Annotated in this window: 9 protein-coding genes; 5 read left to right on the top strand and 4 right to left on the bottom strand. The window is 69.3% G+C overall.

Features of this window, described 5'->3' with window-relative positions; genetic code table 11:
* Positions 1-28: 28 nt before the first annotated feature.
* On the top strand, positions 29-973 hold the full coding sequence (locus ACWGKS_RS03385; protein WP_358515969.1) for an electron transfer flavoprotein subunit alpha/FixB family protein: 945 nt from the start codon (positions 29-31) through the stop codon (positions 971-973).
* Positions 974-1073: 100 nt separating this feature from the next.
* On the opposite strand, the gene ACWGKS_RS03390 is transcribed toward ACWGKS_RS03385, so the two are convergent.
* On the bottom strand, positions 1074-2201 hold the full coding sequence (locus ACWGKS_RS03390; RefSeq protein ID WP_358515966.1) for an outer membrane protein assembly factor BamB family protein: 1128 nt from the start codon (positions 2199-2201) through the stop codon (positions 1074-1076).
* 348 nt (positions 2202-2549) lie between these two features.
* On the opposite strand from ACWGKS_RS03390, the gene ligD reads away from it, so the two are divergent.
* Positions 2550-3464 (top strand): non-homologous end-joining DNA ligase, encoded by a 915-nt coding sequence (gene ligD, locus ACWGKS_RS03395; RefSeq protein ID WP_358515963.1) that lies wholly within the window; start codon positions 2550-2552, stop codon positions 3462-3464.
* A gap of 477 nt (positions 3465-3941) precedes the next feature.
* Complete coding sequence (locus ACWGKS_RS03400) at positions 3942-5228, top strand: hemolysin family protein (RefSeq protein WP_358515975.1); 1287 nt, start codon at positions 3942-3944, stop codon at positions 5226-5228.
* 7 nt (positions 5229-5235) lie between these two features.
* Here ACWGKS_RS03400 and ACWGKS_RS03405 read toward each other — a convergent pair whose 3' ends face one another.
* Both ACWGKS_RS03405 and ACWGKS_RS03410 read right to left on the bottom strand, forming a co-directional pair.
* Complete coding sequence (locus ACWGKS_RS03405) at positions 5236-6015, bottom strand: class I SAM-dependent methyltransferase (protein WP_358515960.1); 780 nt, start codon at positions 6013-6015, stop codon at positions 5236-5238.
* Positions 6012-6752, bottom strand: a complete 741-nt coding sequence (locus ACWGKS_RS03410) for a class I SAM-dependent methyltransferase (RefSeq protein WP_358515957.1) — start codon at positions 6750-6752, stop codon at positions 6012-6014. Before ACWGKS_RS03410 ends, ACWGKS_RS03405 begins: the two co-directional genes overlap by 4 nt.
* Before the next feature lie 170 nt (positions 6753-6922).
* Here ACWGKS_RS03410 and ACWGKS_RS03415 point away from each other — a divergent pair, with 170 nt between their 5' ends.
* Positions 6923-8926: a hypothetical protein gene (locus ACWGKS_RS03415; RefSeq protein ID WP_358515954.1), complete on the top strand. Its 2004-nt coding sequence runs from the start codon at positions 6923-6925 to the stop codon at positions 8924-8926.
* A 4-nt stretch (positions 8927-8930) separates the two neighbouring features.
* On the opposite strand, the gene ACWGKS_RS03420 is transcribed toward ACWGKS_RS03415, so the two are convergent.
* Positions 8931-10277 carry an acyltransferase family protein gene (locus tag ACWGKS_RS03420; RefSeq protein WP_452521618.1) on the bottom strand — a complete coding sequence of 449 codons (1347 nt, stop codon included), beginning with the start codon at positions 10275-10277 and terminating at the stop codon, positions 8931-8933.
* Positions 10278-10436: 159 nt separating this feature from the next.
* On the opposite strand from ACWGKS_RS03420, the gene ACWGKS_RS03425 reads away from it, so the two are divergent.
* Positions 10437-11351, top strand: coding sequence for a DUF3068 domain-containing protein (locus tag ACWGKS_RS03425; RefSeq protein WP_358513361.1), 915 nt, complete (start codon positions 10437-10439; stop codon positions 11349-11351).
* Positions 11352-11376 lie beyond the last annotated feature (25 nt).

The following is an 11376-nucleotide window of genomic DNA, read 5'->3' on the forward strand; positions in this document are numbered from 1 at the left end:
CGAGAGACTCAGGGAAGGTTCAAGGATTATGGCTGAGGTCCTCGTCCTCGTCGACCACGTCGACGGACAGGTCAAGAAGGTCACCACCGAGCTGCTCACCGCCGCGCGCCGCATCGGCGAGCCCGCCGCGGTCTGGGTCGGCGACGGTGCGGAGTCGGGCAAGGCCACCCTGGCCGAGTTCGGCGCCGAGAAGGTGTACGTGGCTCCGGTCGAGGTGAACGACTACGTCGTCGCCCCCAAGGCCGAGCTGCTCGCCAAGCTCGCCCAGGACAAGGGCGCCGCCGCCATCCTCGTCTCGGCCACCGCCGAGAACAAGGAGATCGCCGGTCGTACCGCCGTGAAGCTGGGCTCCGGGGTGCTCACCGACGTCGTCGACGTCAACGCCGAGCTGGTCACCGAACACAGCATCTTCGGTGGCGCCACCGTCACCCACGCCCGCGTCAAGACCGGTGTTCCGGTCATCGCGGTCCGTCCGAACTCCGTTGTCCCGGAGGCCACCGCCGGTGCCGCCGCCGAGGAGGCCGTCTCGGTCGACATCTCCGAGGCAGCCAAGGGCGCCAAGGTCGTCGAGCGCGTCGTTCAGGCGAAGGGCGAGCGCCCCGAGCTGGAAGAGGCCGCCATCGTGGTCTCTGGCGGTCGTGGCGTGGGCTCCGACGACTTCACCGTCGTCGAGAACCTGGCCGACTCGCTGGGCGCGGCCGTGGGTGCTTCCCGCGCCGTCGTCGACTCCGGCTGGTACCCGAACCAGTTCCAGGTCGGCCAGACCGGTAGGACGGTCAGCCCGAACCTGTACGTGGCTCTGGGCATCTCCGGCGCGATCCAGCACCGCGCGGGCATGCAGACCTCGAAGAACATCGTCGCGGTCAACAAGGACCCCGAGGCTCCGATCTTCGAGCTCGCCGACTTCGGCGTCGTGGGTGACCTGCACACGGTCGCCCCGCAGCTCACCGAGGAGATCAACAAGCGCAAGTAGCACTACCGTGCGCTGAGCGATCAAGCCGACGCCCGACCGGGAACCCCCGGCCGGGCGTCGGCTTTTCCCGCTCACTCCGAGGACCGGGACCGGGGAGGGCTCAGCCGGGGGTCGGGTGGAAGGTGCGGGTGGAGCCCATGCCGGACAGGACCCCGTTGGGGGCGAACTCCAGGCGCAGGTCCACGTCGGCCGGCTCAGGGTGGGCGACCGGGCCGTCGGGGGCCACCACCGAACCGGTGGTGAGGAACAACCGGTCGCCGACCACGCCTTGACCCACCCCGCAAAGGTTCACCTCGGGGCCGTCGCGCCAGACCTCGGTGCCGTCCGCGCCGGTCAGCGCCACCGGTACCGGCTCGCCCCCGGGATCCTCCACGGCCAGGAACAACCCCTCGAACCCGCGCACCGCGCCGTGGGCGTCGTCACAGCCGCCGAGACCGAACCCCGGAGCGTGCCAGGCGCGTTCTCCACCGGAGTCGAAGGCCACCAATTCGCCGCCGAGGTCGACCACGGTCCCGTCGTCGACGTGCGCGAGGTCCTGGATCCCCCTCACGGCCACCTCGTGGAGCCGTTCACCGGTGTCGGCGTCGTGGCCACGGAACCCCTCTTCGGTCCACGTGCTCACCCGGCCCTCGGACAGCAGCGCGTGCTCCTCGACGTCACCGGGCAGGTCCGCGACCACGGAACCGTTCGAGGTGTCGAGCAGCGTCCAGGTCTCGTCGGCGCGGACCAGGACACGATCGCCGGCCCCGGCGTCCAGGACCGGGTCGGTGGGCCCGTTCTGACACCAGGACCGGTCACCGGAACGCGCGTCGAACCCGGCCAGAACACCCCCGGCCGCGACCAGCACGATCCCCTCGGCCTGGCCCGCGGTGGCCGTGCGCCCGTCGGTATCGACCCACCACAGCACCCGCCCGTCGTCGCCGGCGCGCACCACCGGGCCGTCGTCGGCCACCAGGGTGACGGTGTCGTCGAAGCCGCCGACCAGATGGGAGTCGTCCCCTACGGCCCAAGCGCCCGGTTCCAGAAAGGGGTGCCCCGAGCCGGGCGCGGGCTCGGCGTCGTGGTGACCGCCCCCGACGCCCTGGTGGTCGCTCAATCCCGCACAGGTGAGTCCGGTCCACTCCAGGTAGAGCGGGAGGGCCGAGGCGGCGACCACGATGAGTCCCAGTCCGGCGGCGGACCAGAGCAGGGGACGGGACCGGCGCGCGCGTTCGGGAGCCTTGGGCATGACGTCCTTGCCGTGCTGGGGGCGGGAACCTCGAATTTACCGTCCCCGTCCTCGTCCCCACGGCGGTGGCCTACCGCAGAGGTTCGGAACAGGGGGAGGGTTCCGGCCGAGGCGTCATCCTGGTGTCGTCGAGCCGACTCTCCTCGACCCCTGGGCACCAGGTTCCGAAGGCGGGCATGGCCGGCACCTCCGTCGAATGGGTAGGGCCGGCCCGAGATGACGGCAGGTGCTTTGTGGTGATCTGAGGCTGTTTGTCCGATATGAAATGTTCTGTGTGGTTTTCAGGGTAGGGCCCCGGGTAGACCCGGCGAACGACCGCGCGGAGGCGGTAGGGAAGGGGTAGGTGCGATGCGAACCACGGTGCGAGCGGGACGGCGCAAGGTGGAGGTCAAGAACGCCGACAAACCCCTCTTCGGGTCCGACGGGGCCACCAAGGCCGATCTGGCCGACTACTACGCCAGGATCGCCCCGCTCATGCTGCCGCAGACCAAGGGCCGACCCGTCGTGCTCCAACGTTTCCCTGAGGGAATCGACGGCTCCGGCTTCCTTGTCCAGCATCCCTCCCATCCCCGGTGGATCCGCACCGTGTGGACCTCCTCAGGTCGCATGATGGAGTGCCAGGACGCCGCCGCTCTGGTGTGGTGCGCCGATCAGGCCGCCATCACCCTGCACAACTGGTCCTCCCGCACTCCGCGCCTGGGCGTGCCCGACCGGATGGTCCTCGACCTCGACCCGGTGGGGGAGGGGCCCGACGCGTTCGATACGTGCAGGCAGGCCGCCTGGAGCGTCCGCGAGGTCCTGGCCGAACTCGGGCTGAGCGCCTACGTGATGACCACCGGATCCCGGGGACTGCACGTCCACTCGCCCTTGAGGCCGGAGCTGGACGACGCCGATGTGAGGAAGCTGGCCAAGGCGGTCGCGGACCGGGTGGCCGCCCGTGCCCCCGCCGAGTGGACCACCCGGGTGCGCAAGGCCGCCCGCCATGGCCGCATGTTCGTCGACTACCTGCGCAATGGGAAGGGCCAGTTGGCCGTGGCGCCCTACAGCGTGCGGGCCCGGCCGGGGGCGCCCGTCGCCACCCCGATCACCTGGGAGCAACTGGACGACCTCAGGTCCTCCCAGGACTTCACCATCGACATGGACCGTGACGAGTGCCCGTTCGCGGGGATGCGCAGGCACGCCAGGTCCCCGCGCAAGGCGCTGGGTCTGTTGGACGAACGAGAGGGCGGAGTCGTGCCCCGTCCCCGCGCGGAGGGCGGTTAGGAGCCGGTGGAGGTGTGCTTGTGGTGGGTTATCCACAAGCCCGAGACCTTGACCTGGTGGAAGAAACCGATCTCGTGATCCCATTGATCTTGGGGGAGCCGTTGGTTTCGCCGGTTTCGTGCCGCCTGGGGGTGGGCGGGGTGGGGCGCCTCAGGTTTCTGGCTCTTGGTGTTGGTGGGGCGTTACTCGGGCGCCCCACCAACACCACACAACGCCCAACAATCCCAAGATTCCCGATCCGAGGCGCCCCCTCCCACCCCCACTTACCCCGCTCCATCTGCCCCGCCGCCCCCACCTACCCCGCCCCACCCTCGAACAGCAGTTCAAACCCGGTGAAAGGTGAGTGTGGCACCGAGGGGCCTCCCCGAATCTTGGCTCCGTTCCGGTTTCCGTCCGGGGCCCGGGGTGCACGTGTGATCGTGGGGGATGGTGGGGAAGAACCCCGGATCCGACGAGACGCCGATGGTGGGAGCGCCCATGGAGGGTTATGGGGCCCAGATCGGCCTCGTGCTGGTCTTGGTCGTGTTGAACGCCGTGTTCGCGGGCAGCGAGATCGCCCTGGTGACCCTCCGAGAGGGACAGATCCGGCGCCTGGAGACCTGGGGCCCCGGCGGTCGCACCGTCGCCAAACTCGCCCGGGATCCGAACCGGTTCCTCGCGACCATCCAGATCGGCATCACGCTCGCGGGTTTCCTCGCCTCCGCGACCGCCGCCGTCGCGTTGGCCCAGCCGCTGGTGGAACCGTTGGGCTTCCTCGGCCGTTACGCCGGCCCCGTCTCGATCGTGCTGGTCACCGTGGTGCTGAGCTTCATCACCCTGGTCCTTGGGGAACTGGCTCCCAAACGCATCGCCATGCAGCGGGCGGAGGGGTGGGCGTTGATGGTCTCCCGCCCGCTGGACCTGCTGGCCACGCTGACCAGGCCGGTGGTGTGGCTGCTGGGGGTCTCCACGGACCTGGTGGTACGCCTGTTCGGCGGGGACCCGCAGGCCGAACGCGAGGAGGTCACCGAGGAGGAACTGCGCGAGATGATCACCTCGCGCGGGGACATCACCCCGGAACAACGGCAGATCCTGGACGGTGCCTTCGCGATTCGGGAGCGCCGCCTGCGCGAGGTCCTGGTGCCCCGCCGGGACGTGGACTTCGTGGTGGCGGGCACCGGCGCGGGCGAGGCCCTCGCCCTGCTGGTCGAGTGGGGCCACTCACGAGCGCCGGTGGTCCGATCCGGAGACATGGACGACGTGATCGGGGTGGTGCACTGGTCGGACCTGATCGGGCGGGACGACGACGTCGCCGACCTGGCGCGGGAGATCACCCAGCTACCGGACACGCTCTCCTTGTCGGTGACGCTGCGCCGGATGACGGAGGGCCGCCAACAACTCGCGATGGTGATCGGGGAGACCGGCGCGGTCGGTGGCATCGTTTCCCTGGAGGACCTGCTGGAGGAGTTGGTCGGTGACATCACCGACGAGACCGACCCGGACCCGCCGGAGGTCGACAGGTTGGCCGGGGGCGTGCTCCGGTTGCCCGGTACCTATCCCGTGCACGAACTGCTGGACCTGGGCGTGGACCTCACCGACCGTCCCGAGGGCGCCTACGTCACCATGGCGGGGATGGTGTTGGTCCGGCTCGGCCACATCCCGGACGGGCCGGGGGACCGGGTGGACCTGGGCGGGTGGACCGCCACGGTCACCGACGCGGACGGCCGCAGGATCGACGAGATCCAACTGAGTCCGAACCCGGCCGGGCGCGCGCCGACCGAATGACCGGGACTCACCGCTTGCGCAGCACGATCAGCAGGTTCCAGGTGATGATCTCGCGCAGCAGCGGCACGTGCACGATCGGCTTCATCCAGGTGGGCAGGTACCGCGGCCGGATGTCCACCACGTCCACGTCGTCGCGTCCGCGCACCCAGCGCAGTGTCTCCTTGGCGTACGCGGCGTACATGCTGTGCCCGAAGTCGTTCTTGGGTCGCCGACCGTTCTTGCGCGTGAACCGCTCGGCCGCGTAGGAACCGCCCAGGTAGTGCCAGGGTGAGGTCTCGTGCCCGCCCCACGGCGACAGCCATAGCGTGTACGACAGGTACACGAGTCCGCCCGGTCGGGTCACCCGCACCATCTCGTCCGCCATGCGGATCCGGTCCGGCACGTGCTCCAGCACGTTGGACGAGAAACACACGTCCACGCTCCCCGAACGCAACGGCAGGTCCAAGGCGCTGCCCTGGACGGCGTTCGCGTCCGCGTCCCGCCCGTGCAGCGTCATCTCGTGGGCGTCGGAGTCCACACACAGACACCGGGCGCCCTCGGCTCGTAGCGCGTCGGCGAAGTAACCGGGACCGCCGCCCACGTCCACCACCAGCCGGCCGTCCAGCGGCGTGTAGGAACGCAGCTGGTCGACGGTGTCGTGGGCGAGCTTGCCGTAGAAGAACTCCGGGTCCGTCTGCTCCTTGCGGAAGGCCGCGAACAGTCCCACGGATCGGCCGAGGGTCGCGCGGAACGGGATGGTCCCGTCCGGTCGCGTTCCGGTACCGCTGTCGCTGTCGGTCGAGGTCACACCCGGCCCCCCACCCGGACGTAGTGCCGCAGGTGCCGCCAGTGGTCGCCGCCCCAGTACTCGTCGGAGGCGACGATCTCGGAGCCGGGCAGTAGTTCGGCGAGGCGTTCGGTGCTCAGGGTGTGCATGCGCATCGGTGCCGGGTAACGCAGGATCACCCTCTGAGCCAGGGCCACCAGCGGCCACGGCACGTACTTGAACACCAGCCCCTTGAAGGTCCGCCGCTCGCTGTCCGGCACGCCCAGCACCAGGGCGCCGCCGGGGCGCACCACGCGGGCGAACTCGCGCACGTACCCCTCGGCGAGGTCGGTGGGCAGGTGTTGCAGGACCAGGTCGGTGTAGACGACGTCGAAGGAGTCGTCCTCGAACCGGGACAGGTCGGGGCGTTCGTTGAGCACGAACTCGATCCGGCCCTCGGCCCGGTCCAGGCGACGGGCCTCCTCCAGCATCGGGGCCGAGATGTCCACGCCGATCACCCGCTCGAAGTGGGCGGCCAGGGCGTTGGACAGACGCCCGGCGCCGCAGCCGAAGTCGAGTACGCGGCCGCGGGCCTCGGCGAGCCCGAGCTCGTCCAGGCGGTGCACGGCCGGGTCGATGTCGGAACGGCCGGAGGCGAGGAACTCGTCGTCGTCCCACCCGCCGTCACGTTTGTCCGGGTCCACGCAGACCGCCCACAGCGGCTCGGTGGATCCCAGTCGGGTCCAGTCTCGGCGGACCTGTTCGAGCCCCACCGGCATCACCCCCACGGTGCTGGAGACCGCCCCGGAACAGGGCTGAATGAAGCCTGTTCCTGTTCTGGATGCCTGGGTCTGCGAGACCTGCGGCAACGGTCAGGAATAAAAGTGGAACGTGTTGTATTCTGGCACCCATTTTCCGGGTTGGCCAACCTACGGCGGGGAGAGTACCTATGCCGCCTGTTTCCCCCGATGAGGGCGGGACCACAAGAGTACGCAGACAGGTCGAGGAGGCCGAGGAGCAGGGTCCTACCTTCGGGGAGATCACACGGGAGGCGTTCGCCGCGCTGGGCCGGGTGCGAAGCGACCGGGTCTTCCAGCTCGGAATGCTCATCGTCGCCGTGGCGACGATACTGAAGGTCTACGTGCTCGGTGAGTCGTACTTCGTGGAGGACGACTTCCTGTTCTTCGCGGCGGCCAACTCCAGCGACCTCACCCCCGAGTTCCTGCTGGAGTTGCACAAGGGCCACTTCATGCCGGGGGCCATGTTCCTGATCTACCTGCAGAACGCCTTCGGTGCCTACCACTGGGTGTCGGCGGCGGGCACCATGCTGCTCCTGCAGGTCGCCGCGATCCTGGTCTTCTTCCGGCTGCTGTGGGAGCTGTTCGGTCGCCGTTGGGCCCTGCTGGTGCCCCTCACCGTGTACGCCCTGGCCCCGCTCACCATCCCGGTGCTGGGCTGGTGGGCGGCGGCGCTCAACGCGGTGCCGTTTCAGCTTTCGGTCGCCCTGGCGCTGCTGTTCACCGTCCGCTACCTGCGCACCGGCGTGACCCGGTACGTGTGGTGGGTCGTGGCCGCGGTCGTGTTCGGGATGTTGTTCTCGGTCAAGGCCATGCTGCTGCCACCGCTGCTCCTGGCGTTCGCGGTGGCCTTCCTGTACCCGGGTGGGCCGATCCGGGCGGTCCGGTACGCGTTCTGGATGGACCGCAGGTTCTGGACGGGCATGGTCGGCCTCACCCTGGGCTACCTGGTGCTCTACCTGGTCCGGCAGAACGCCGGCACCGGGGAGGAGGGCGCTTCTGTGCCGGTGTGGGACACCGCCGCCGAGCTGATGCGTCGCATGCTCACCGAGGTGTTCCCGGTGGGTGTCCTGGGTGGTCCGTTCGAGTGGAGCCCGATCACCCCCACCGGAGGTCTGCTCGACCCGATCGGCTTCGTGCTCATCGGCGCGTGGGTCGTGCTCGCCCTCATCGTCGTGGCGAGCCTGCGTGTGCGTCGGGGCGCCTGGCGGGCGTGGGCGCTGCTGCTGGGCTACCTGGTGTTCGCCGACGCGATCCCGACCGTCATCGCCCGCGGTGACGTCTACGGCGAGGTCGGTTCGGACCCCCGATACGTGGCCGACGCCGCGCTGATCTTCGCGCTGGTCCTCGCGCTCGCCTTCCTCGTCACGAAGGAGGAGCGGGCCAGGGAGTACACGGGCAACACGGGGGAGGAGCGCGACCCGCGCCGCCGGCTCCGCCTGGTACATCCCGGACGCGTCACCGGGACGCTCGCCCTGGTCGTCACGCTGATCTACGCGGGCTCGGCCGGCTACTCCACCTACACCTACGCCGGGACGCTGAGCGGGGACCGGTTGCGGTCCTACATGGACAACGCGCGCACGTCCCTGGCCGAGGTGCCCGAGGACGCCGGGATCTACAGCAGGCCGGTGCCCGACGACATCGTCCTGGAATGGAACGGTCCGCGCCGGCTCAGTTCGTACGTGCTGACACCGTTGGCCGACCGCGAACTCGCCGAGCGGATGTACGAACCCGAACCCGCGCCCACCGCCCACGTGTTCGACGACGAGGGGAACCTGGTGGTGGCGGGTCCGCCGTCGCAGGTGAACTCGTTCGTCCCCGCCGAGGACGAGGACTGCATGGACAACTGGGATGGCCTGATGTCCTGGTCGGTGTGGGAGTTCGGCGGGATCGAGCAGGTGGCCACGATCGGCTACACCTCCCAGGAGGAGGCCAACCTGGTCGTGGTGGTGGGCGACGAGGAGGTGCAGACCGAACTTCCGGCGGCGCCCGAGGGCGGGTTCTGGTACGTGCCGGTGAGCGAGCGCGGCGACACGTTCACCCTGTACACCGACCCGGACAAGACCTGCGTGACCTGGTCCTCCCTGGGCCCGTTGGCCCCCGCGAGTGACCTGGAGGAAGCGGAGGATGAGGAGGCGGAGGACGACGAGGGCTGAACCCTCAGCGTGGGGGCGGGCCCGCCGGTACCGGGCGCCGTCCCCTCCGCCCCTCCGAGAGGAAGCGTCGAGACCACTTCCGGGAGGGCTCCTCCACGAAGTGGAAGGTGAGCTTGGCGAGCAACGTGGTGAAGATCAGGACCGGAATGATGTCCAGCCAGAACGACCCGGCGAAGATCTCCTGCCCGGTGAAGTCGCGCCACAGGTACAGCACCACGAACTGCCACAGGAACACCCCGTAGCTGATCGGTGCGAAGAACACCATCACCCGGTGTCGCATGACGGCGTCCAGCCACGCGCCGTCCCGCCACGCCTGGGCGGTGCGCAGGGCCGGCGGTGGCCCCTCCTTCGGTCGGGGCGCCAGAGCCGCGGGGGCGACCATGAACAGCGCGAAGCCGATGTTGGTGAGGTTCTCGACCGCGGAGATCCACAGGTTGCCCGGCTCGAAGAAGCGGCCGCCCGCGGCGGGGGTCGCCTCCAACAGGAAGAACGCGGCCGCCACCAGCCAGCACAGGCCGGGGGAGGCGGCGATGGTGCGGCAGAGCCTGCGAACCGGACCGTCCGCGCCGGGTTCGCGCCAGGCCCACTCCGACAGGACGGCCAACCCCATGCCCACCGCGAACATGCCCATGCAGCGCGGCAGCCAGGAGTGCATGTGCTCGCTGGGTTCGGGAAAGTACTGCGGGATCAACGCGAGGAACGACAGCGCCGTCATCGTGGCCAGGCCGATGAGCAGCCGTTTCCCGCGCGCGTTCACCGTCGCGCCGCCGCGCGCCCACAGGTGCAGCACCGCGGCGAACAGCGGAAGCGTGAGGTAGAAGGACACCTCGACCGAAAGGCTCCACATCTGTCCGAGTCCGTAGGGTCCCGGTCCCGCCCAGTGGGGGCTGGTGTTGAACGGGAAGGACAGCGTCAGGACCTCGATCCAGTGCACCACCGAATCGCGGTGCTCCCCGGCCCACAGCACCAGCGCGGTGGTCGCCACCACCCAGTAGGCGGGGAAGACGCGCATCACGCGTCGCCACAGGTAGGAGGGCACGTTCGGGCCACGGGTGCCGTCCAGGGCGGCGCGGGCCCACGGGCGGTACAGCAGCACTCCGGACAGGGCGAAGAACAGGGGGACGGCGAGCGCCGTCGCGCTGAGCACCCCGCCGAGGATCCCGGGCGCGAGAGCGTCCCCGGTCTCGGTCGACACGTGCACGATGAGGACCATCAGGCAGGCGAGGGCGCGGATCCCGTCGAGGGCGTGGTGGCGCCCGCTCACCTGGGGGAGCGTGCGCTCGGGGTCGGCCGCGTCGGTCCGGGGGCTGCCGGAGGTGGGGTCCTCGGGCGCGGTGGGCGTGGGCGCCATGGGGCCTTCCTGGGCGGGAGGGAGCCAGAACACGTTTCACTAGAACGTGTTATAAAAATTCAGACACGCCCAGGTGACGTCGTTCACTACTGGGCAGTACTCTACCCGGAACTGAACCTAGTTCCAGATCCGGACTCTCATCCGCCCAGGAGGGCACACATGCGCCGTACCGTTGCGGTCGTTCTCATCGCGCTGGGGGTCTTCTGTCTCGCTTTGGCACCCATGATGCGCATGTGGATGGCCACTTCCCTGATGAAGACTCCACTGGACTACTACAACGCCACCGTCCTCAATGGCGAGGCCACCTACTTCAACATCGAAGACGTCGAGCAGGTGGAGAACGCCCAGGTCGAGGCGCACTCCACCCTGCGTGCCGACGTGGCCTCCAGCACCGACGACGTGGTGGTGTGGGACCAGTTCACCTGGATCAAGGACTCCGACACGGACTTCGGGATCAGCTCCAGTAGCCGGCGCACCGGGCACGACCGTGTCACGGGTGAAGCGGTCGACTGCTGCGACGCCATGGTGAACGAAGAGCGCGTCACCCAGAGCGGCCAGGCCTGGAAGTTCCCGTTCAACACCGAACAGCGGGACTACGACTTCTTCGAGACGACCGTCGAGGAAGTCGTCCCCATGGAGTTCCAGGGCGTCGAGGACGTCGACGGGGTCGAGGCCTACAAGTTCGTCCAGACCGTCGACCCGACCGTCATCGGTGAGCGGGAGATCCCGCGTGAGGTCGCCGGTCTCGACGGTGAGGGCGACGTCGTCGGTGACGTGACCTTCTCCATCACCCGCACCTACTGGATCGAACCGGTCAGTGGTTCGCCGATCAACGTCAGCGAGGACCACCACCAGGTCGTCGTCGTGGACGGGGAAGAGGTGCTGACCATGATGAGCGGTGAACTCGTCTACGACGACGCCACCCGCGCCGCCGCCATCGAGAACACCGACCAGGCCCGTGCGGTCCTGCCGCTGCTGAACACCACGCTGCCGATCGTCTCGCTCGTGGCCGGCGTCGGCTTCATCGGCATCGCCGTCGTCCTGCTCGTCACCGGACGCCGCGCCGCCCAGTAGACCCCACCGCCCCCCATCCCCCCGG

The organism is Nocardiopsis sp. NPDC055879 (assembly GCF_053615935.1).